Source organism: Staphylococcus sp. HMSC62D11, assembly GCF_001839145.1.
Lineage (GTDB): Bacteria > Bacillota > Bacilli > Staphylococcales > Staphylococcaceae > Staphylococcus > Staphylococcus lugdunensis.
Genome location: NZ_KV840185.1, coordinates 235508 through 257280, shown reverse-complemented (window position 1 = coordinate 257280; position 21773 = coordinate 235508). Strand labels below are relative to the sequence as shown.

The 21773-nt window shown below is 34.5% G+C and carries 23 protein-coding genes; 7 read left to right on the top strand and 16 right to left on the bottom strand.

Annotated elements, in window-relative coordinates:
• Positions 1–207 precede the first annotated feature (207 nt).
• The 4 genes from HMPREF3267_RS05735 to HMPREF3267_RS05720 are packed head-to-tail and all read right to left on the bottom strand — an operon-like array spanning position 208 to position 4588.
• On the bottom strand, positions 208–822 hold the full coding sequence (locus HMPREF3267_RS05735) for a metallophosphoesterase (RefSeq protein ID WP_062078314.1): 615 nt from the start codon (positions 820–822) through the stop codon (positions 208–210).
• Between the two features lie 41 nt (positions 823–863).
• Positions 864–2522 (bottom strand): ABC transporter permease, encoded by a 1659-nt coding sequence (locus HMPREF3267_RS05730; RefSeq protein ID WP_002460870.1) that lies wholly within the window; start codon positions 2520–2522, stop codon positions 864–866.
• 1 nt (position 2523) lies between these two features.
• Entirely contained in the window at positions 2524–3546 is a 1023-nt protein-coding gene (locus HMPREF3267_RS05725; RefSeq protein ID WP_002479112.1) for an extracellular solute-binding protein, read from the bottom strand.
• A 4-nt stretch (positions 3547–3550) separates the two neighbouring features.
• Positions 3551–4588 carry an ABC transporter ATP-binding protein gene (locus tag HMPREF3267_RS05720; RefSeq protein WP_070823826.1) on the bottom strand — a complete coding sequence of 346 codons (1038 nt, stop codon included), beginning with the start codon at positions 4586–4588 and terminating at the stop codon, positions 3551–3553.
• 136 nt (positions 4589–4724) lie between these two features.
• On the opposite strand from HMPREF3267_RS05720, the gene HMPREF3267_RS05715 reads away from it, so the two are divergent.
• Complete coding sequence (locus HMPREF3267_RS05715) at positions 4725–5594, top strand: LysR family transcriptional regulator (RefSeq protein WP_002479114.1); 870 nt, start codon at positions 4725–4727, stop codon at positions 5592–5594.
• 263 nt (positions 5595–5857) lie between these two features.
• Here HMPREF3267_RS05715 and HMPREF3267_RS05710 read toward each other — a convergent pair whose 3' ends face one another.
• Positions 5858–6649 carry a hypothetical protein gene (locus tag HMPREF3267_RS05710; protein WP_062078318.1) on the bottom strand — a complete coding sequence of 264 codons (792 nt, stop codon included), beginning with the start codon at positions 6647–6649 and terminating at the stop codon, positions 5858–5860.
• A gap of 233 nt (positions 6650–6882) precedes the next feature.
• On the opposite strand from HMPREF3267_RS05710, the gene HMPREF3267_RS05705 reads away from it, so the two are divergent.
• A complete protein-coding gene (locus tag HMPREF3267_RS05705) occupies positions 6883–7077 on the top strand; it encodes a hypothetical protein (RefSeq protein WP_002460876.1) in 195 nt (64 codons plus the stop codon).
• A 145-nt stretch (positions 7078–7222) separates the two neighbouring features.
• Here HMPREF3267_RS05705 and HMPREF3267_RS05700 read toward each other — a convergent pair whose 3' ends face one another.
• Both HMPREF3267_RS05700 and HMPREF3267_RS12585 read right to left on the bottom strand, forming a co-directional pair.
• Entirely contained in the window at positions 7223–7834 is a 612-nt protein-coding gene (locus HMPREF3267_RS05700) for a hypothetical protein (protein ID WP_062078320.1), read from the bottom strand.
• A 101-nt stretch (positions 7835–7935) separates the two neighbouring features.
• Positions 7936–8097, bottom strand: coding sequence for a hypothetical protein (locus tag HMPREF3267_RS12585; RefSeq protein WP_002460879.1), 162 nt, complete (start codon positions 8095–8097; stop codon positions 7936–7938).
• 659 nt (positions 8098–8756) lie between these two features.
• On the opposite strand from HMPREF3267_RS12585, the gene HMPREF3267_RS05695 reads away from it, so the two are divergent.
• From HMPREF3267_RS05695 to HMPREF3267_RS05680, 4 genes are all read left to right on the top strand, one after another.
• A complete protein-coding gene (locus HMPREF3267_RS05695; protein ID WP_002479118.1) occupies positions 8757–9185 on the top strand; it encodes a DM13 domain-containing protein in 429 nt (142 codons plus the stop codon).
• A gap of 128 nt (positions 9186–9313) precedes the next feature.
• Entirely contained in the window at positions 9314–9772 is a 459-nt protein-coding gene (locus HMPREF3267_RS05690) for a DoxX family membrane protein (protein WP_062078797.1), read from the top strand.
• On the top strand, positions 9750–10430 hold the full coding sequence (locus HMPREF3267_RS05685) for a response regulator transcription factor (RefSeq protein ID WP_002479120.1): 681 nt from the start codon (positions 9750–9752) through the stop codon (positions 10428–10430). Before HMPREF3267_RS05690 ends, HMPREF3267_RS05685 begins: the two co-directional genes overlap by 23 nt.
• Positions 10431–11477 carry a sensor histidine kinase gene (locus HMPREF3267_RS05680; RefSeq protein ID WP_002460885.1) on the top strand — a complete coding sequence of 349 codons (1047 nt, stop codon included), beginning with the start codon at positions 10431–10433 and terminating at the stop codon, positions 11475–11477.
• A gap of 271 nt (positions 11478–11748) precedes the next feature.
• Here the strand turns inward: HMPREF3267_RS05680 and HMPREF3267_RS05675 are convergent, their stop codons facing one another.
• The 8 genes from HMPREF3267_RS05675 to HMPREF3267_RS05640 form a co-directional block, all read right to left on the bottom strand.
• The gene (locus HMPREF3267_RS05675) at positions 11749–12327 is read right to left on the bottom strand and encodes a histidine phosphatase family protein (protein WP_002460886.1); all 579 of its coding nucleotides are present in this window, start codon (positions 12325–12327) and stop codon (positions 11749–11751) included.
• Positions 12328–12450: 123 nt separating this feature from the next.
• Entirely contained in the window at positions 12451–13215 is a 765-nt protein-coding gene (locus HMPREF3267_RS05670) for a DeoR/GlpR family DNA-binding transcription regulator (RefSeq protein ID WP_002460887.1), read from the bottom strand.
• Complete coding sequence (locus tag HMPREF3267_RS05665) at positions 13208–14548, bottom strand: MATE family efflux transporter (RefSeq protein ID WP_062078322.1); 1341 nt, start codon at positions 14546–14548, stop codon at positions 13208–13210. Before HMPREF3267_RS05665 ends, HMPREF3267_RS05670 begins: the two co-directional genes overlap by 8 nt.
• The gene (locus tag HMPREF3267_RS05660; protein WP_002460889.1) at positions 14532–15392 is read right to left on the bottom strand and encodes a metallophosphoesterase family protein; all 861 of its coding nucleotides are present in this window, start codon (positions 15390–15392) and stop codon (positions 14532–14534) included. The genes HMPREF3267_RS05665 and HMPREF3267_RS05660 overlap by 17 nt, the downstream gene beginning before the upstream one ends.
• 13 nt (positions 15393–15405) lie before the next feature.
• Positions 15406–16302: a carbohydrate ABC transporter permease gene (locus tag HMPREF3267_RS05655; protein WP_002460890.1), complete on the bottom strand. Its 897-nt coding sequence runs from the start codon at positions 16300–16302 to the stop codon at positions 15406–15408.
• A 13-nt stretch (positions 16303–16315) separates the two neighbouring features.
• Positions 16316–18007 (bottom strand): extracellular solute-binding protein, encoded by a 1692-nt coding sequence (locus HMPREF3267_RS05650; protein WP_002491962.1) that lies wholly within the window; start codon positions 18005–18007, stop codon positions 16316–16318.
• A gap of 10 nt (positions 18008–18017) precedes the next feature.
• Positions 18018–18986, bottom strand: coding sequence for an ABC transporter permease (locus HMPREF3267_RS05645; RefSeq protein ID WP_002479125.1), 969 nt, complete (start codon positions 18984–18986; stop codon positions 18018–18020).
• Positions 18987–19013: 27 nt separating this feature from the next.
• Positions 19014–20132 carry an ABC transporter ATP-binding protein gene (locus HMPREF3267_RS05640; RefSeq protein WP_002491959.1) on the bottom strand — a complete coding sequence of 373 codons (1119 nt, stop codon included), beginning with the start codon at positions 20130–20132 and terminating at the stop codon, positions 19014–19016.
• 468 nt (positions 20133–20600) lie between these two features.
• On the opposite strand from HMPREF3267_RS05640, the gene HMPREF3267_RS05635 reads away from it, so the two are divergent.
• Entirely contained in the window at positions 20601–21533 is a 933-nt protein-coding gene (locus tag HMPREF3267_RS05635) for a ketopantoate reductase family protein (RefSeq protein ID WP_062078326.1), read from the top strand.
• Here the strand turns inward: HMPREF3267_RS05635 and HMPREF3267_RS12670 are convergent.
• On the bottom strand, positions 21502–21773 hold a 272-nt coding region (locus tag HMPREF3267_RS12670; protein ID WP_083324704.1), incomplete at its 5' end, for a hypothetical protein. The genes HMPREF3267_RS05635 and HMPREF3267_RS12670 overlap by 32 nt on opposite strands.

The window sequence follows — 21773 nt, the reverse complement described above, 5'->3', positions numbered from 1 at the left end:
AAACAATGACTTAGTAAGCAAGACAACATTCATAATGAATTCGTAGTCCCGCCCCAGCACGGTTGACCAGGATTGAAAAAGCTTGGTATCCAGCGTACTTTCAATCCAATCAACTACTGCCAATATAGCGTTTAAATCTTAAAAAAATGATGTTACAGATGCTTGGTTTGTCGAAGCAATTTTAACGCTTATTTTTTACAGTATCTATCACAGCATTAGATGTCGTTTACGAATCGTACCATCTTTGTGTGATACATTAACACTATAGCTGCATGCATTTGTCAAATCTACTAGTGTCAAATACATATTATGTCCTGCCCCTGTATCAATATCTATCATGCCGTTTTCAATATGAATTTCTTCTTTTGAATAACCCAATTTATAATTTGGCACATGGCCATGGATAATTGTTTTGCCTTTGATTTGATGCTGATTTAATGCTACTGAATGATGCGCAGTTACATGTTCACACTGCTGTTTATCTATGGGGACCCGCACATCGATACCAGCATGCACAAAGATGTATGAATCTAACACTTTGATATACGGCAGTCCACTCAAAAATTTATGCCAAGCCTGTGCCTCGCTATCCTGTCTTTCTAACCAACGTAATTCATGATTTCCAACAAGCGCTATAGCTCCTTTGTTGACTAATTTTTGAACTAACCGTAATGTCCCAACCGAATCTGGACCATTATTTACATAGTCTCCAAGTAATACGAGTTGGTCTGTTTCTGCATTATATACTGCCTCACTTAGTAGCTTGATTAAAGCATTTCCATGACCATGAATATCTGAGGCAACTAATATTCGTTGCGGCATACGCTTGTATCAACTCCTCTTGTACTGAGTCCATTACACATCTAAGACTGCTGGACACTGCTTTTTCGTTGGTAGACCTCTAACGCGATTAATATCACTGATGTAATACCAATGGACATCAATGCCATCGCCATACCTTGCGCAGAGTCACCTTGTTCAAACTGGCGATAGATAAATGTTGATGAAGTATCCGTATTCGGTGGTCGTAGCATCAATGAAGCGACTAATTCACGCATAGAAATACAGAATATTAAAATCCAGCCAGATATCATACCCGGTTTCAATAATGGTAATGTAATCGTTCTAAATAATGTCCAGCCATGACTACCTGAAATTGCAGCTGCTTCATATAAATTAGGGCTTAACGTTCTTTCCACATTTTTAATATTCTGTACGGCATATGGAATATAAAGTACAGTGTAAGCAACCACCAGAATAGCAATCGTATTATAAATAGGTAATATGTTGTATCGGTTATTCCAAAACAATATCAATCCAATCACAACAATAATACCCGGCACAGTATTTGGAAGCAGACTTGTAAAATCAATTAATCGACTTAGCATACTTTTGTGTTTTGTAATTAAGACACACCATAAACCAATGACAGTAGCCAATGTCGCTGCTATCGTTGCAAGCATGATACTGTTAAACAGTGCAATACCACCATTACCCGTCAATACATTGATAAAATTATTAATTGTAAAATTGCTAAAATGAAAGCCAGCAGCTAACTTTTTCATAAAGGCACTGACAAAAATGCTCGCGTACGGTAAGACAATCGTCACAAACAATTCAACCACAACAAACGCATAGCATAGTATATTCCATGATGATGCTTTATGAATCTTTACTTGATGACCTTTACCAGAATCAGCTTGAATATTAGTACGCGTTTGAACCCATTGTTGGAATGCCCATACGGTCATGCTAACGGCCAATAACAAACTCGATAACAATGCCGCACGTTGAAAATCAATCGGCCAAATCGACGCACTGTGATGAATTTCTGAAGTAAGTACGTGAAAGCCAATTCGATTCCCCATTGTAACTGGTGTTCCAAACTCTCCAATTGTTTTAACAAATACTAATAGTGCCGCCATGCTGTAACCTGAGATAAATTGTGGCACGATGATTTTTCTAAAACGATACATAAACGAACCGCCATATATTTCAGCCGCTTCTTCTTGTGATTGATGTATTGTCAGTAAAGCATTTTTTAGCATGACATATAAAAATGGCGTTAAATGGCAACTCATAATAAGTACCATGCCAAAAAAGCTAAAGAAATACGGTGTTATATGTGCAAAGATAGGACTAATTTGCTCAAGCAAACCATTGCGCTGCATTGTCAGCATCCAACCCATAGCACCAATATATGGTGGCACCATGAATGGAATCATAATCATCATGTCTAACCATTGATGTTTTACTAACGTCGTTTTAGTCATAATAAAACTTAATGGTAAGGCAATAACTGTACTTAGAATCAATACTGAAATACCTAAAACAATTGAATTCCATAATATTTTTAAGTGATAGCTTTCAAATAACTGTGATATATTACCTACAAAAGTATTTTCTTCAGACGGTACAAATCCTTTAAAAAGTATTAAACATAAGGGCATGATGATAAGCAAAAAGAGCACGACACTAGCTAATATTTGATTAGTTCTTAACATGAGTTTGTTTTGTGGCATATTATCTCATCAATTCCGTAAATTGTTTTAATACTTTTTCACTTTTGTCTGATAAATTTTCCCAATCATATTTATATTCTTTAATATCTTGACGTTTAGCTTTACCTTTTTTCTTTTCTGCAGCTTTATCTGCTGGAATTAAATAATGGTCATCCACTTGCTTTTGTCCTTTTTTACCAGTGACATAATCCATGTATTGTTTGGCCAGTTCTTTATGTTTTGATGATTTTAAAATAAATGCTGGTCTTGGTGAAATCGCTGTACCTGATTCTGGATATTTAATATCTACTGGTTCACCGTTCGCTTTAGCTTTATAAACCATGTAATCGACACCACCATAAACAACATCATTGTCGCCTTTAATAACTGATTCTAATGCTGGTTTATTAGCACCTGCTTGTTTCATACCATTGTCTTTTAATTTTTTATATTCATCCCAAGCTTTATCCCCTTCGTTATTCACTTTTATAGATAATAAATCTAAGGCAGTTCCTGATTCTGATGGATCTGGAATCGCAATTTTATTTTTATATTTAGCGTTAGTTAAATCCTTAACATCTTTAGGTGGTTGTTTTACTGCTTTGGTATTATATGACAAGCCTAATGCGCTACCGCTGAAACCGTAATAATAACCTTTGCTATCAATCCAATCTTTATACAATTTATTATGATTCTTAACTTTGTAAGGTTCGATTAAGCCTTTTTTCTTATAATCAAGTGCAGCAGGTAATGATGCGAGTTGTACGACATCCGCTTTCGGATTATCTTTTTCTGCTTCTAAGCGACCTAAAATTTCGCCCGTCGTCCCTTGAAAGACTTCTACTTTTTTGCCACTTTCTTTTTCAAATTCTTTTACCATATCTTTGACTAAATCATCAGGTCCAGCTGCATAAAGAACCAATTTATCTTTACTACCAGAACTTGAGTCGGACTTGTTATTGCCGTCTTCTGATTTATTTTGACATGCCGTAAGTACTAAGACTGCCGCTATCGTTAAAACGAAATATTTGATTAACTGTTTCATTTTTTTATTCCCCCAAATGAATAAAGTAGTTTTTTGGTATATCAAATGTTAAATACACTGTATCTTCAATATCATGTAATTGCGTATCATAAAACATCACAGTTTCATTAGCGAGTTGTGCAGTATATTGATATCTTTCTCCTGTAAAATGCATTGTCTTAATGATTGCTTGATTTTCTTGTTCTTCAGCATGTACATGGATATTTTCAGGTCGAATCAATAAACCATAGGTACCTTCTTTTATCTCATCATTCACTGGCAACTCTAATACTTGCTTATTAGTAAAAATATGCGTTTGAACTTGCCCTTCAATATAGGTTCCTTTGCCAATAAATGTTGCAACCTTTTTACTTTGTGGATTGTAATACAATGATTCGGGCGCGCCTTGCTGAATAATCTTGCCATCACTCATCACAGCAATTTCGTCTGACATCGTCATAGCTTCATATTGATCATGTGTCACAAAAATAGCCGTCATACCATAGGTCTTAATCAGCCGCTTGATGAGTAATTGCATGTCTTCTCGTAACCCTGCATCTAATGCCGATAAGGGCTCATCCATCAAAATTAATTTCGATTGTGAAATAATTGCTCGCGCCAATGACACCCGCTGTTGTTGACCACCAGATAATTGATGAATTGCTTTATCATGTTGATCCGCTAACTTCACTTCTGCCAAAGCAGCCATAACCCGTTCTTTCAATTGATTGGTATCTTTCTTTACCTTTAGTGGATAAGCTACATTTTGAAACACTGTCATATGTGGCCACAGCGCAAAATCTTGAAAAACCATACCTAAATCTCTATCTCCCGGTGCCATAAAAGCGTGTTGCTGTGACGAGAAATACACATCGTCATCATTAGTAATCACACCATTATCCGGTGTTTCCAAGCCAGCTATTAATCGCAATAACGTCGTTTTCCCACAGCCAGATGTTCCTAATAGTGACAAAAATGTTCCCTGTTTTACAGTCAAATCAATTCCTTGAATGACTTGTTTTGAATTAAAGGACTTTGTAATATCATGTAATTCTAAAACCACTTTCTCACCTCTTTCACTTATAACTATAGGAAAAGATTGTTAACGAAGTTTAAATATAATATTAACGTCTCCTCAAAAAAGTATATGTAAGCTATATAGATATATAGATAAAATTTATATTTTGGAGTGTTAACCGATGAATACAAAACAAATGCTTATTTTTAAACATTTTGTGGAATATCAAAATGAAAATATGGTCGCAGAAAAACTGAATATTACACAACCTACTGTCACATTTCACCTTAAAAATTTAAATCAACGCTATGGCACACCGCTATATCATAAAAAGGGGAAGCATTTTAAACTCACTGAAGCTGGGGAATTACTATTTCGTAACAGTAATAAACTATTGTATTTAATGCAGGAAACAGAAGATATTTTAGAAGACTACCGGCAGTCTAAGCGTGGCACTTTAAAGATTGGCGCTAGTCATGCACCGGTTTATCACATTTTGCCGCATATACTTAAAAACTATCTTCAAGCTTACCCGCATATTCAAATTGATTTGATAGTTGATACTGCACCCAATATTATAGAAAAGCTACGTCATCGAGAAATAGAAATCGGCGTTATTTCAGAAAAAGGCTTTTATGACGACGATATCAAAGTCAAGCGCTTTACTGATAATCCTTTAATGGTCGCAATGGATTGCCACCATCCACTCGCAGCTCAAGAACATTTAACATTGACCGATATTACACAGTATCCGTTTATATTACATAGCGGGGGTTCTACTAGACAAAGTATTGAAGAATGGCAAACAGAAAATTTTGTGGATTTACCAGTACGTATGCAAGCCAATAGCGTAAGTAGTATTTTAGAAATGTTGAAAGACGCAGATTATTTAAGTCTAATTAGTGAGCGCGCATTAAGTAACAATCCATACATCACCGCTAAAACACTTCCCCATGCACCCGCTCCTAGACACATTTCATTAATTTATCGTGAGGATCAATATATGACACCTATTATTCAGAACTTTATATCATTAATGTACGAAAGTTAACATGCATTTTAGATAAAAATCAAAACGGGTTAACATGTTTAGAAAAATAAGACACCATCGTCTCATTTAATAAACACTACTAAATTAAATGAACGAGGTGTCTTATATATAAAATCGATTACGTAACGCAACATACGCTATCAATAGATATTGCCGTTTTCATACATTCAAATCATACCTCTTACTATCATAAGGATATTGAGGAAATCCTGCTCGAAGAAAAGATTTTTTGCTGTAATTTTGCACTAGACCTCACTGTCTGTCTAGTAATTATCAAATATCAGATTTGTTTTAAGTTGATCACGTTGCTCGTGTATACCTAAATCATTGAGCTTATTAACGATGTCCTTTTGAGCTTTTTTGGCTTCTGCTTCTGTTTTCACTTTAGTTGATATTTCAACGATATTTTGATTTTTTACATCCCAATTTTCAATTTTAATATCATGATTATTGATAGTACCTTTGTGACGTTCGAAATGAACTGGACCAATTAATGTTGGTTGTGTGATTGCTGCAAGCTTATTTTTGTATGGGCTCGTGGCAAATGATTTAAATAATGTTAAGCTTTGAGCTGCATTAGGCATTTCTAACCCTTTTAAATCTGTATCTGCTTTGGCTTCCTTTGTTACACTTAGTGTTTGACTATTCTCGCCATACTCAACTTCAAACTCGTCACCATTGTAACCGTCTGCTTTCGCTTGTTTAATTGCTTGATCTACTTGATTATTTACGATTGGATAGCGCTTTTTGTATTGTAATGCATATTTTTTATCCTTTTCACTTTTTCGCAGTCTATATGTGACTTTATCTTTGTAATTTGAACGTTCTTTGTTATCCAGAAAAGCGACGTTAAAGTCTTCATCTTTATCTTCAGAACCCAGTGCTTCTAAAACATCATGTTTAATATGACGATTATCTTTGACCACTTTATCACTATCGACATATACTTTCACCTCATATTGATCTGCTGCAGCATATGTATAGTGATGTGTAATACCGCTGCATATCAATAATACTGTTGTAGCTATACCCACTTTTAAACCTTTCAATTTCATATACATTCCTCCTTTAATACTAATGATAGAAGAATAATATAACCTCAGTTTAAGATTTTTGTTAAATCACCACTAATTTTTATAAACATATTCTATAGTTATATTTATTATGCCGCGAATGCATTTTTAATTATTTAAGCGTGTCTTCCATTTTTGTGATAAAAGTCAGTATAGAAGCAAATTGCACTGTTTGATATAACGTGATAAATTTTTAAAGGGAGTTGTTTTTATATATGAAAATTAAGATGTATATTTTTTCTTTATTGATTTGTTTTATTGGATTCTTTGTCACATATTATTTGTTTGAATTAATCGTAGGTAACCCTATTACAGTTGGGGAAGGTTTAGTAGGCGCTCTAGGATTTACATGTGTTATTGGTATTTTTTCACTCTTGTCTCTTTTTTTAAAAAGAAATAACGATAAATAGTTCTGTTAAAAGTGATTACCATGAATACGCAAACGCTATCGGTTTCTACTAGGAGCATTTTCCACGTCTATGTTTCATGTGAAACTTTATTATTTTCTTACTAATTTTAGGCTAGACAACTACTGCCAATATATAGTTCATAGCATCAAACATAATTATGTTTCGAACTGATTTTATTCATAATATAACTAACGGTTGAAAAAAGAAGTAAAAACATTTGCTCTTCAGTTGATGTTAAGTAGGTTACAATTACTGCTATAAGGAATATAATTACATAGCCTAGCCATTGATTGTGCACCATATTCATTATCAATTTAGTACTATAATTACACGTAGCAATAAATGTTATCACATACAGTGCAATCACAATTATAATAGGTATTTCAAACTGGTAGTGCTTAACTATTTTTAATCCTAACCCTAGCAACACAATCATTGGAAATAGTGCAAAATAAATAAACTGACTACTTGGAATATCAATACTTTCTTTAAATTTTTCCATATTAAAATCAGGTTTATCTTTTTCTTGCATAAACAAAGTATTGATATGATTGATTTGTTGCATCGTACGCCTGATATATAAATAAAAAGGTACCATCATTATCATGAATAACACATTGATACTAATATACTGCAACCATGATTGTGTATTTATGAAGTCTTCAAGCCACACATCTAACTTGTGATTTAGACCAAACATGTAATAACAGCCTAGCGTAACGAATATAACTAACAACATGCTGTATTTACCTTTCATGGTTGTTCCTCCTTTAAATTTAAGGTGCGTCATAACACACTTTGAATCTTCATTACCTTCATGATTGCAGTCAATGCATATCGTTTCTATCAGCTGATTCGTCATTTATTATGCTGATTCATCTCTTTTGTCCATCTAAGTACAAAGACAATAACAACAACACCAAATATTGCCGCAAATAACCAATCTTGCTTTACAATAAAGACAATTGTCGAAATAACAAAAACCATGGCAATAAGCATTCTTAGTACATTTTTAGACATCGTTATCCTCCTTTGATGAGAGACTTTAGCTTAATCATATGCTTTATATCTAACGCTGAACATTTGAATTCAATATAAAGCATGTACTTTTCCATTTAAGTATAAGATATATGCAACTCGTATGTTTTGACTTAAATCATAATACATACAATTGTCATTTTATATTTACATAAATTACAAATAAAAATGGAAAGCATATTTTCAATCCCGTCAACTACTGACAATATAGCGTTTAGCGCCTAAAAAAATTATATCCTAGACTTATTTTAATCCCTATAGCTATGCGAATACCTCAGACAATTCAGTGGTGGTATAATGGGCAGCACTATCTTTAAACTTATGTATTGCGTGTCTCATGTATGTTTGCTGTTCATCTTTACTTAAACACTGCCAACCCAACCTTCTTCGCTCAATCCAACGACTAAACTTCCTTTAATAACAGACCTTCACAGTAATATTGTAAAACCAATTACACCCACTTCATAATAAGTCCACAAAATAATTTAAAGCTAAAAATCATACATATGTTAAATTAATATTTTAACAATCCTGATATTTAAGAATTAGTTAAGAATTATTAATAGTTAGTTAATGTGATTGTGTATCTTTTCTTCGTATGATTAAGCATGTAAACATCACAAAGAAAGAAGGAATAGATTATGAAATTAAAAACTTTATTATTATCAACAGCACTTGCAACATCACTATTATTAGGCGCATGTGGAAATTCAAATCATGACAGTGATACAAAAAAAGATGAGAAAAAAACGGAAAGTCAAAAATCTAACCATACAACTGCAGAAAAAGGGATGTTTAAAGGAGAAAACAAAGAAACCGTTGAAGGAAAGGCAATGATTAAAGACAACAAATTAATGCTGACAGACTTCAAATCTTCAAAAGGACCAGACTTACATGTCTATTTAACAAAAAATGGTGATATTAAAACCGGTAAAAAAATCGATGCAGTTAAATATGATGAAAAAGAACAAACATTTGACTTAAAAGGCATCGATGTCAAAGCGTACGATACAGTAACGATTTATTGCGATAAAGCACATGTTGTATTTGGAAATGCCAAAATAAAATAACCACACCTTTTAATAACATATAGATTAATCATACAACTGATGAGATAGACGTCTATCATTAAGGCATGCTATCTCATTTTTTAACAGCAAAGGAGACAAACACGATGACAAACACGATAACAAACGCCATGACAATGACATGGAAGATCATCATACTTTTACTTAGAATGGGCAGTGGTTTCGTTATACTAAAGCAAGGCTATGAAAAATTGACGGGAGGTTTTGCCGTTGATGGGCTTGTTCCCGTTATTAAAGAAAACCAAGATTCCCCAGAGTGGTATAAATACTTTTTTGAACATGTCGTCGCACATCATTTAGACCTATTTCAATGGATGATCCCCATTGGTGAAATCGCCATAGGTCTAGGCTTATTATTTGGCGTTCTATCTTATACAGCTAGCTTTTTCGGCACATTTGTGATGTTAAATTACATTCTCGCAGATATGATATTTACGTATCCATTACAACTATTTTTCTTTATAATATTATTAATGAATAAAGAAACATTACAATCTCTTAAATTAATGCATTTCTTTAAGAAAAAACAATCAAGGAATGATGTAAATGGAAAGAATCGCCATCATTGATGATGAACCTGATATTAGAGACATATGTAGAACATACTTTGAATTTGAAGGATATGAAGTGTTGACTGCTTCAAATGGTCAAGAAGCATTAGATTTGCTCGAACAAGACGTGGACTTATTTATTCTAGACATCATGATGCCAGAGAAAGATGGCTATGCCGTTATAAAAGAAATGAAGGCTAGACAATTAGATATTCCTTATATTTATCTTACCGCTAAGACAACAGAATCAGATACGATTTATGGCTTAATGTTGGGTGCAGACGATTATGTCAAGAAGCCCTTTAGCCCTAGAGAACTTGTAATTCGAGCTAAAAACATCTTATCTCGCACGGTTAAACATTCATCCGCACAAACACTATCTTTTGGGGCATTAACACTTGATAACTTAACTAAAACAGCGACAATTAACAACGAAACTATCACGCTTAGAATTAAAGAATTTGATTTACTTTGGTATCTTGCAACCCATGAAAATGTTGCATTATCTAAAACAGATTTACTCGAACAAGTATGGGGTTATGACTATTATGAGGATATGAACACGCTTAATGTTCATATTCATCGTTTGCGAGATAAATTAGAACAACATCACTATAAAGACTACATCATTTCCACTGTTTGGGGACTTGGTTATAAGTTCCACAGGGGGTATTAAATGACGATACGTAAACAACTTATTATCTCGTTTTTTACATCGATCACGTTTTCAACTCTATTTTTATTTGTACTCAATGAATTAATGTGGTTTGACATGGCGCAGACACTGCTACTTACGCTGTTCTCTCTTATTTCAAGTATGGTTACAATGATGATCGCTATGACTTTTTCAATACCCACCATTCATAAGATTGAAAAGTTAAACCATGAAACACAGAAAGTAGCCAATGGCAGCTTTGAAATAGAGCCATTAGATATTCAATCACCTTTAGAATTAAAAGAGTTAAATGATTCATTTGAAACCATGGTCACCAAAGTACGCGAGCAGATGGAACGCATTAAGAGTGAAGAAACTGAAAAAATTCATATGGTACAAAATTTAGCACATGATTTAAAAACCCCGTTAGCTACAATTAAATCGTATTCTGAAGCTTTAAAAGATGGTGTCATAAACACAGAAGAACGACAACAACATGCTTATAAAGTATTAATTTCCCAATCAGATAGATTAAGCCATATGTTTGATGATTTAACTACAATGATGACGGTAAGCGGCCATTCACAAGACCTTGGTTACTTACAAATTGATCAATTATTATTGCCAATCTTAGAAGCTTATCAGCAACAAATAGAACAGCAACATCGTGAACTTATTGTAGATGTAGAAAAAGGCATTCCTCGCTTCTTACAAGATGGAATGGCTATTGAAAGAATCTTATCAAATTTTTTAGATAATGCTCTAAAATTTTCTAAACTAGAAACACCTATTGTTGTCACTGCTAAGAAAGTCGATACGACGCATGTGTCGATTGCAGTCACTGATCAAGGCTGCGGTATCGCTGAGCACCATTTAAAACGCATATTTGAACGCACATATCGTATCGAGCACTCACGTAACCTCAAGAGTGGTGGCTCGGGTCTTGGATTATACATTGCTCAAATGCTTGCTCATCAAATTGATGGTCATATTACGGTGGATAGCAAGCTCAATGAAGGTACAACCATGACGCTAACTTTTAACACACACAAGAGTAAACTTAGCTGATATCCTTAAAACTTTCACTAGCTTAGTTAGCAGCTGTAACAGTTACATTTATCTTTTTATTTAGACATCCTTTAGTATACCCGCACACAAACGTCAGTGTAACCTAATAACAGTTTGAGGCATAAATATAAAGGATTAAAACAAAGAAGCCCATGGGTCTGGACATCATTATGTTTTAGACTATGAACGTTATATTGGCAGTAGTTGACTGGATTGAATATGCGCTTATACCAAGCTTTTTTCAATCCTAGTCAATCTTGCCTTCCGTTGTTTATGCCGGATGATGTATTGATTTAAAAGTAAATGCACCATCTTCATAGTCAAATTTTAAGATACAGCAGTTCGTAAATTTCATTTCACTTGCTTCCGCTAATGGTAAGCATGTATGCGTAAATAACGATAAAACATCCCCATGACTTACGACTACAACGTTATGCTTGTTCGTTTCATTAAGTATTTCTTGTAATGTATTAACTGTTCGTTGTTGTACTTCATCTGCCGTTTCTCCACCATAGTCTGCAAAGAATGAACCAAAATCTATCACACTATCATGTGGCGGATTTAACAGCTCAGACTCACCTTCATATATACCATAATTCCATTCTTTAATGCCTTTTAATCGTCGATAATTTTCATTAGGGAAAATAATTTCTAACGTATCCGAAGCACGTTCTTGCGTTGAAGAGAATAACTCATAGTCACTTAAATTTAATTGATTAAAGTATGTTTTGGCTAGCGCTGCTTGTTGTTTTCCTAAATCCGTTAATGGTGAATCAGATGCGCCTTGGATTTGACATTTTTTATTAAATATTGTTTGTCCATGTCTAATTAAATATAATGTTTTTTTCATATCAATACCCCTTTAAGTCCTATTTTTTATTTTAGTATCGCCCTATCTGTGTGAAAAATGCTTGATTCCTAGTTTTTCAATCCAGATAGAGCATAAAATACCCTATCCACAATGCACTAAAGCTTAAACCTGTAACCAGTGGTTGTTGTCAAATTCAACATGATCTGGCTTAGCATAATCCGTAATCATATAATCTATTGCTTTAAAATCATTAATGACAAAAGATGCGTTATTATCACGTTTAGTACTATCTGCAACCAAGAAGGTTTCACTACTCTTCTGAAGCATCATGTTACTCACTAAAGCCTCTTCTAAATCATATTCATAAATTTGAGATGTATCAAAAGCGCCACAAGATAAAAATGCTTTATCAAATTTAAATTGTTGTAGTACTTGATTTGTTAATGAACCACGTACAACATCTTGCTCTGTGTTGGATATTCCTGGAAGCATAATAATCTCTGCTTCGATACGTTGTTCCTCAACTGCTTTATTTAATTCCATAACTGTCATAAATGAATTTGTAACAAACGTACAATTTGATAGATGATTTAAATACTTGGGAATACGGCCTATCGTTGTTCCTCCATCTAGCACGATAATTTCTGCATTATTAATAAACTGAGCTGCTCGCATTGCTAAACGCTCTTTAACTTGCGCTTGCTTTTCCCATTTATTTGTATAAGACTGCTCTTTATTCAAATAGTTATATTTGACCGCACCACCATGTATTCTTGTCACTTTTTTATCTTCTTCAAGTGTTTCTAAATCTTTTCTAATGGTCTCGGGTGTAACTTCAAAATATAATGCTAAATCGCTCACAAATACCTTTCCATGCGTAGCAATTCGCTCACAAATCACTTCAAGTCTCGATTTCTTTTTATACATGCAAATGAACTCCTATCTGTGCTAGTTTCATTTTCCAGTGTCCCTTATCCCATCTTCGAATGATTAATATAAAGCGCACACCTTCTTCAAAAATATTTATTAATATAATACCAATATATCCCCAGCCTAAGACAAATGCTGTAAGATAAGATAGCGGAATTAACAAACACCAAGTCGTTATGACATTCACGCATACTGGATAGCGAACATCTCCAGCGACGTTAAGTATATCGACAATAAAGTTATTAATCGCTCTTATAGGCTCCAGTGCAATAAACAACATTAAATACGATAATGTTAAATGATACACACTGTCATCACCTGAGATATAGCGCCCCAGACTATAGAACACACCAACTACCGCAACCATAATGACTACTGAACGCAACACATTGATGGCTAAACCCTTGTATACACTACGATGTAATACATTGAATTTCCTGCGCGCAATTAATTTCCCTAAATATATTTGACTAGCTAGGCTATATGCCATCGCAACGCAAAATGATACATTGCTAATAGCGACTGTTAGTGATTTAGCTGCCAGAACTTCGGTTCCTAACACCGCAATAAAGGCCGTCGTAATCGTCTGTGCAAAGTTATAAGAAATTTGTTCACCAGCACCTGGTAAACCCAGTAAAATTACTTTTTTAGTCATGAACATATTTAACTTTAAAAACTTTGCCTGTGGTTTATATTTTTTAATTAAATAATAGCCTCCATATAGCAATCCCAACAATCGACTCATCAGTGTGGCAACAGCTACAGCTAAAATAGGGTTACCTACATAATCTGTAAAGACAAACAAGATGCAACAACTTAATATGATATTGATGATATTAATACCTACTGTGATTTTAGCTGCAATGTTAGCCATATATAAAATTCTTAATATCGTGCTGACCAGCATCTGAGCTGTTGTAATAGCAAAACCAAGTAGTAAGATCACGCCAAATTGATACGTTAGTTCAAAAATGTCTTGTGAAACCTGCATAAGCATCAAAATCCAGCGATAACAAATAAGTGCAGTAATCCCAAGTAACGCTGAAAGCACTAAATTCAATGTCAGGCTATGATATAGTTCCGATTTAATCGCTGTCATATCCCGTTCCTTTTGATGTACTAAGCGAATAGAAACACCCACATGGACAATCGTAATCACAAAAGTCAACAGTGTTAGTATTTGGGTACTTATCCCTGATACTGCAATCGCTTTGGTATCATAAGCACTCAGCATAATCACGTCAGCTTGACCCATCAACATCATAAACAGTTGCTCTATTAAAATAGGAACATATATCTTTTGAAAACGAGATTTAGAAACACTGGTCATATTCTACAATCTTTGTTTCATATGGTTTGTTTGGTGATAATTCAATTAGACGCGCGCCCCTAGTAATATCACCATAGCAATGAAATCCGCTGATGCGACCATAATTTAAATGAATGCCATAATGATTGAAGCTAAAATCATTGTCATGATCATGACCACAAAACATGCCTTCAATATTGCCAGAATGCAACATTTGTGCGAAAAGTCCTGAGTTCATTGTTGGACAACCTATCTCCTCATTAAAAATACCGTGATACAATTTAGTTTGTGAAATGGCTTGATATTCTGGTATAGGAATATGCGTAAACAACAAGTTATGCTTAGGCATGATTTGATCTTGTTGCTCATAATAGCGTTCTACTTCAGCAATCCATGCCACATGGTCTGGGTGAATATAAGCATATTGACCAATCGCAGTTGTGCTATAATCTCCACCATCAATAACGTAAAGCAAATGTGATAACTGGTCATTGTCATATACTTCTAACACATATGCTTCTTTATCATTAACAATCTTCGAATGCTTCTTACATGCATAGTTGTTTGCAAGCTCGGCTTCAATTTGTCTTAAATCACTGCGACTTAAATGATTTTCTGTATCGTGATTACCAAATGTCGTCGCAATGCTAGTGTCAAATTGATTTAAAAATTCAATCAGATTTCGGTATACCTTTTCAGAATCCATCACACCTTGAGACCATATTTGATCACCCGTAAACATACATAAGTCTGGTTGATATGTGGTAATGAGTTGTTCAAGCAATTGATACGTCTGTTGATCTTTGTCATTATTTTTCGGACTTAAATGTAAATCTGTAAATTGCATGATTTTGAATTTTGACATTGTCTATACTCCTTTATTCTTTGGTCGAACCGATATTAACACCTTTAACAAAGTGTTTTTGGACAAACGGGAAAAGTAACAGTACAGGAATAATTAGCAACACAATCATTGCCATTTGTAGTGAGTCCCCTGTAATCGTAATGCGCTCAATCATTTGATATGCACCTGACTTTTGTTTCAACGCATTGGCGATAGAATCCTGGCTCGTCAACATATCTTGTAAGACGGTTGCCAATGGCTTTAACTGCGGATTTCTAACAAAGAATGCACCTGTAAACCAATCATTCCACTGACTTACCGCATTAAAGAGTGTAATTGTCGCAATAACAGGTTTACTCATCGGCAAGATGATTTTCCAAAATATTTGCCAATCATTACAGCCATCTATACGTGCCGCTTCAATCACACTAATTGGTATTTGATTGAAGAACGTACGCATGATTAAAATGTTATACACGCTGTATAGCGATGGAATAATATAAACCCAAAATGTATCTGTCAGGCTTAGTTGATTCAATAAGATATATAATGGCACTACACCTGCACTGAATAACATCGTAAAGACTAAGAAAAAAGAAATCGTTCTTCTAAACGGTAGCGACTTAATCGTTAATGCATATGCAGCCATAGCGGTTAATATAACGCTAAGCACTGTACCAATAATCGTTTTAGCCAAACTAATAAACAACGCATTCAAAATGGTTCCTTGTTTAAATATTTCCTTAAAATTATCTAATGAGAACTGACGCGGCCAAAAGGTAATACCACCCTTTTGTGCATCAGCCCCACTATTGAAAGCTAATGCAATAATATTAATCATCGGCAACAGAATTGATAATGCAAGGGTAATAATAATCACCCAGGAAATACTGCGAATAATAATACTGCTCCAATCTCGCTTGATTTTCATTCATTGTCATCCTTTAGAATCGTATTTTTTCGCCATTTTTTATTTTCTTTTCAATCATTTTTTCAAATTCTGGGAGACCAGCTTGGTCTAATTTCTTTTTCGCATCTGCTAAAATACGTTCAGACTCTTTGTCAGTTTTAGCATAATACGCGCGTTTTAAAGATTCATCGTATTCATCCAAGGCTATTTCCAATTCTTCACCTTTATCAAATTTTGGTAAGAAGGATTTAACTGTTAAACCATCAATAACTTTTGCATGCTTTAATTTTTCATCATAATGCCATGATTCGGCCATTTTCTCTGGATTTGTTTTACCTTGTTTTTTTCGAGCATTGTCGCCATACTCTCTTTCACCAAAATCATCTAGATTATCTACATCGGTAAGTCCTAAGTGGTCAGCCCAGTATGAACCTGCACCACGGAAACCTCTTTTTTTCGCTTGATCTGGATGTTCATCTATTTCTTTTAACACTTCTTTTTTCACAACAGGATTGCCTTTTTTGTCTAAATTATAATCGCGTCCCTTAATACCATATTCACCTAATAATTTCCCTTCACGACTGGCTAAGAAATCCGCTAACTTCACTACATCTTCAGGGTGTTTTGTACTTTTAGGAATTGACCAACCGCCATATCCTGATTTATAAGACATTTCCATTTGGTACTTTCCTTTAACCGTGTTTAAAGGCCCTAGCGGAATGTATTTCATACTTTGGTTTTCAGTCACGTAATTGTGCAAATCTGACACAATGCCCCATGAACCATTTACAAGCCCTTCTTTAGCTTGGTTTTCAGACATAGTATAAAAGGCTTTATGCATCAATCCTTCATCCATTAATGACTTCACATATTTTACACGTTTCATGCCATAATCTGTATCTGATTCATGTTTCACCTTATCATGATCTATTTGGAACTTTTCATCTGCCCCACCAGTCCATACTAAGTCGTTATAAAAAGCCGTACGATCACTACCACCCCATGCTGTAGGTCCTATAGGTGTAATTTCTTTACCATTGTCATCTTTGAAGTGATGATTTTTAATTTTTTCAGCTAATGCTTTCATGTCTTTTGATGTTTTAATAGAGCTTGGATCTAAATTTAGTTGTTCTGCAATATCTTTACGAATATACGGACCGCCAACTACTTTTCTGCCTGGATCACCTGGTTTACGGTTAATACCCATATGCACAAAATACGTCCCGTCTAAATCTTTGGGAAACATAATATTGTCACGCGTATCTTTAGGTAAATAATCTTTCTTTAAGTACTTTTTATACACATTTGTATCTTTGAGTAATGGTTTTAAATCTGTTAGTTGCCCTTGTTTCGCAGCTTTATTTAATACTTTCATTTCTGGACGACCACTATTATCTAAATAATACACAATGAAATCTGGTAAATCTCCAGAAGCTAGACCAGAAGTTAGCGCTTCTGTAGAGTCATTTCCCGATGCCGTTTGTAATTCAAGCGTAATACCAGTCTTCTTTTTTAATTCTTTTTCAATTTCTTTATTCATTTCTGGTGACACGTCATTCTTACTTTGAAAGACGAGCCCTTTTAGTTTGCGATCTGCAATCCATGTTTTAGGTTTTCCTTTAGCGTCTGCGCGTCGTTTCTCTTCATCTTCATCTTTGCCACAAGCAGTCACAAATACAAGTAGTAACACCAATAATAAAATACTCAATTTTTTTATATGTTTCATTGTCTTCTCCTTAATATAATGATGTGTTGAATTTTCTATCTGCAAAACGATTCACTACAATGACCAAAATCAAGCCAATCACACCTTGTAACAAACCAATTGCTATTGAATAACTGAAATCCCCTTGCTGAATACCAGTACGAATCACGAAAGTATCCAAAATTTCTGCGTATTTTGCATTACCAGGTGTTTTTAATAAGTAGATTTGATCAAAACCAGCTTTCAAAATGTCCCCTAACGATAAGATGAATAAAATAATAATCGTCGGTGTCAACATCGGTAGTGTGATATGAATAATTTGCTGCCAACGATTAGCGCCATCAATTTTAGCTGATTCATAAATTTCAGGATTGATTCCCATTATGGCAGCAAAATAAATGATAGAGTCCCAACCCACGTTCTTCCATAAATAACTTGAAAACATAATTGTATGGAAATATTCAGGATTCATCATAAAGAATGTAGCGCCATTGCCACCAAATTGCTGAATTAATTGATTAATCAATCCACTATCAGGCGCGAGTACTTTTTGAAAAATACCAACAACAACAACCCAAGATAAGAAATGTGGAATATACATGACCCCTTGAAATAAGCCACGGAAGCGTCCTAACTTCTTCGTATGTGAGATTTCATTAAACATAATTGCCAGAGCAATCGGAAATGGCAAAGCGAGTACTAATTTCATTCCACTGATAATTAAGGTATTGATAATAATTTGGTAGCTTTGAGAATCAGAGAAAAATCGCTTGAAATATTTGAAACCTTCCCATTGTCCACCGAAAATCGTCGTATCAAAACGGAATTCTTTAAAAGCTAAGACCAACCCTGCCATTGGAATATAATTGAAAATTAGAAAAAAGAGGAGGCAAGGAAGCAACATAAGATACAATACTTTATGCTGCCAAATACGTTGTAGCAAAGTCACTTTATGCTGCTTAACTGGGTGTGCATGATTGACGTGTAGCGTTTCTTTCACTGTACTTACTCCAATCTGTTTGTTTTGTTATATACTGACTGTTTCTGAATTCATCGCTTGCTGCTGAGGCGTAACTAAGTCACCTGTTTCACGATCAAATAAATGACAGTCTGCTAATTGCATCCCTAAATGAATGGTTTCCCCTGGCTTTAAGTCCATTTGATTATCAGTAGAAACAACGATATGTGTTTCCCCATTCACGCAATGAATTAATTTTGTAGCGCCAATTAGTTCTACTAACGTCACCTGCCAATCTGGCAATTGTAATTCATAGTCTTTTAACGCAGCGCTTTCAGTAGAAAATTGAATATTTTCAGAACGAATACCTAAATTTAAAGCATTATGCTCAAATACTCCCAATACTTGAGCATCAACAACAGGTTGTTGATTGAACAACCAACTTTGATCTTTAATGTCTAACGGAATCATATTCATTGTTGGATTTCCAATAAATGTGGCAACAAACTGATTAATAGGATGATGATAAATCTCTTCAGGCGACCCAACTTGTTGAATCACACCATCCTTTAATAACACAATTTTAGTAGCCATTGTCATCGCTTCTGTTTGATCATGCGTGACATAAATTGTAGTAGCACCCATTTTCTTATGTAGCTTAATAATTTCCGTTCGCATATGCGTTCTTAACTTTGCATCTAAATTAGATAAAGGTTCATCCATTAAAAAGATTTTCGCATCACGGACAATCGCACGGCCAAGTGCTACACGTTGACGTTGACCACCTGAGAGTGCTTTTGGTTTCCTATCTAACAAATGACTAATTTCTAATATTTTCGCTGCATCTTGAATACGTTGATCGTATTCCTTTTTATGAATGCCGCGCATTTTCAATCCAAATGCCAAATTCTTGTACACAGACATATGCGGATATAACGCATAGTTTTGAAACACCATTGCAATACCACGATCTTTAGGTTGAACTTGATTTAATAACTGATCGTCTACATAAATCTCACCTTCACTAATTTCCTCTAATCCAGCAATCATACGTAATGTTGTAGATTTGCCACATCCAGAGGGCCCTACAAAAACAACAAACTCTTGATCATCAACTTCTAGGTTAAAATCTTTAACTGCATAATGATTCCCGTCATAAACTTTGTTCAAATGTTTGAGCGTTATCATATTTTCACTCCTTAAATGATCTTACAGTTAAATTCTAGAATGCTTTTGTTAATTAAATATATTTGTTTGATAAAAAAAGATTAAAGTCCAAATTTTTGATTATAAATTTTCAAAAATATTCATCTTACAAACCATTGAAATAACAGAAAAAATATCTATTTTTAAAACAAAGATTATTCAAAAATATTTACACTAGAATAATAAAATTCACATAACACTAACAAAACATATTGAAAACCCCGTTGACACTCATCAACTTGCGTCCTCACAATTATTTGGAAATAAGACAAACATAGAAAAGCCCTTTCATCTTGACCATAAAAAATAAATAACGTAATCATGATGGACTGGTTTGACCACTTAGGTTCAATGTTCGATACTTTTGTCCTTAAGTTTATAAATGTTTTTTTAATAATGAATTGGGATATATCACTTGTGAAATAAAAAATAATTAAGGAGTGTCTAATCATGTATAAAATTGCAATCGCGGGCGCAGGTGCCATGGGTGGACGAATTGGCGTTTCCTTAAAACAAGCTGGCTATGATGTCACGTTAATCGATGATTGGCAAGAACACGTCAATTGCATCAATGAAAATGGTATGGAAGTCCAAACAGAGACGGATACTTATACTGTCAATATTCCAGCAGTTCTAACTAAAGATGTATCAGGACAATTTGATTTAATTATCATCTTAACGAAAGCCATGCAATCTGAAAAAATGTTACAACATTTACAAGAAGCTAATACAATTCACAAAGATACAGCAATACTAAGCATGATGAATGGGTTAGGTCACGAAGAACGCTTGTCTAAATTAGTGCCATTATCTCAAATTTATCTAGCCGTAACGATGTGGACAGCAGGTTTAAGAGGCCCAGGACAGCTACTTTTAGAAGGTGAAGGTGCCATTGATTTACAACGTGCAGATGGCGAAAAAGATTCTCGAACTGAAGTTATATTAAACATGCTCAATACATCTGGCTTAAATGCACAAATCAGTTCTGACGTCTTCAAATCCATTTGGTCTAAAGCAACTTTGAATAGCGTGTTAAATCCTTTATGTACCATTTTAGATAAAACGATTTATGAATTTGGCTGTTATGAAGATGCGCAAGATATGATTACGCCAATTGTTGACGAGATTATATCGGTAGGACAGGCAAAACATATTGACTTAAATCGACAAACGCTCTTAGACAAAATTGAAGCCTCTTATCCAAAAGAAGCACAGGGCCTACATTACCCTTCAATGCATCAAGATTATAATAACGGCCGCTTAACAGAAATCGACTATCTTAATGGTCAAATCGTTGAATATGGTAAAGTATTTAATATTCCTACACCTACAAATGCATTAATCACCCATCTTATTCACCAATTAGAAATGAAAAATCACTAACGATACCTATTCCTTGGCGATTGATTGCAGTCAAATCATTGCAGTTCATAATACAACTCACAATGCTTGTTCCTTTTTTACTCGAAAACTTCTCTGTTGGGAGCCTACCCCAACTTGCTTTGCTTGTAGAATTTCTTGTTGAAATTCTCTCTGTTGGGGCCCCACCCCAACTTGCTTTATCCGTTGGGCTTGGAACATGTTTTAAGCTGTGAACTAAATATTGGCAGTAGTTGACTGGAT

What these genes read in the sequence shown, in the direction of transcription:
- HMPREF3267_RS05735 (WP_062078314.1), bottom strand. Translation starts at nt 822, where the DNA reads ATGCCGCAACGAATATTAGTTGCCTCAGATATTCATGGTCATGGAAAT.
- HMPREF3267_RS05730 (WP_002460870.1), bottom strand. Translation starts at nt 2,522, where the DNA reads ATGCCACAAAACAAACTCATGTTAAGAACTAATCAAATATTAGCTAGT.
- HMPREF3267_RS05725 (WP_002479112.1), bottom strand. Translation starts at nt 3,546, where the DNA reads ATGAAACAGTTAATCAAATATTTCGTTTTAACGATAGCGGCAGTCTTA.
- HMPREF3267_RS05715 (WP_002479114.1), top strand. Translation starts at nt 4,725, where the DNA reads ATGAATACAAAACAAATGCTTATTTTTAAACATTTTGTGGAATATCAA.
- HMPREF3267_RS05710 (WP_062078318.1), bottom strand. Translation starts at nt 6,649, where the DNA reads ATGAAATTGAAAGGTTTAAAAGTGGGTATAGCTACAACAGTATTATTG.
- HMPREF3267_RS05705 (WP_002460876.1), top strand. Translation starts at nt 6,883, where the DNA reads ATGAAAATTAAGATGTATATTTTTTCTTTATTGATTTGTTTTATTGGA.
- HMPREF3267_RS05700 (WP_062078320.1), bottom strand. Translation starts at nt 7,834, where the DNA reads ATGAAAGGTAAATACAGCATGTTGTTAGTTATATTCGTTACGCTAGGC.
- HMPREF3267_RS12585 (WP_002460879.1), bottom strand. Translation starts at nt 8,097, where the DNA reads ATGTCTAAAAATGTACTAAGAATGCTTATTGCCATGGTTTTTGTTATT.
- HMPREF3267_RS05695 (WP_002479118.1), top strand. Translation starts at nt 8,757, where the DNA reads ATGAAATTAAAAACTTTATTATTATCAACAGCACTTGCAACATCACTA.
- HMPREF3267_RS05690 (WP_062078797.1), top strand. Translation starts at nt 9,314, where the DNA reads ATGACAATGACATGGAAGATCATCATACTTTTACTTAGAATGGGCAGT.
- HMPREF3267_RS05685 (WP_002479120.1), top strand. Translation starts at nt 9,750, where the DNA reads ATGGAAAGAATCGCCATCATTGATGATGAACCTGATATTAGAGACATA.
- HMPREF3267_RS05680 (WP_002460885.1), top strand. Translation starts at nt 10,431, where the DNA reads ATGACGATACGTAAACAACTTATTATCTCGTTTTTTACATCGATCACG.
- HMPREF3267_RS05675 (WP_002460886.1), bottom strand. Translation starts at nt 12,327, where the DNA reads ATGAAAAAAACATTATATTTAATTAGACATGGACAAACAATATTTAAT.
- HMPREF3267_RS05670 (WP_002460887.1), bottom strand. Translation starts at nt 13,215, where the DNA reads ATGTATAAAAAGAAATCGAGACTTGAAGTGATTTGTGAGCGAATTGCT.
- HMPREF3267_RS05665 (WP_062078322.1), bottom strand. Translation starts at nt 14,548, where the DNA reads ATGACCAGTGTTTCTAAATCTCGTTTTCAAAAGATATATGTTCCTATT.
- HMPREF3267_RS05660 (WP_002460889.1), bottom strand. Translation starts at nt 15,392, where the DNA reads ATGTCAAAATTCAAAATCATGCAATTTACAGATTTACATTTAAGTCCG.
- HMPREF3267_RS05655 (WP_002460890.1), bottom strand. Translation starts at nt 16,302, where the DNA reads ATGAAAATCAAGCGAGATTGGAGCAGTATTATTATTCGCAGTATTTCC.
- HMPREF3267_RS05650 (WP_002491962.1), bottom strand. Translation starts at nt 18,007, where the DNA reads ATGAAACATATAAAAAAATTGAGTATTTTATTATTGGTGTTACTACTT.
- HMPREF3267_RS05640 (WP_002491959.1), bottom strand. Translation starts at nt 20,132, where the DNA reads ATGATAACGCTCAAACATTTGAACAAAGTTTATGACGGGAATCATTAT.
- HMPREF3267_RS05635 (WP_062078326.1), top strand. Translation starts at nt 20,601, where the DNA reads ATGTATAAAATTGCAATCGCGGGCGCAGGTGCCATGGGTGGACGAATT.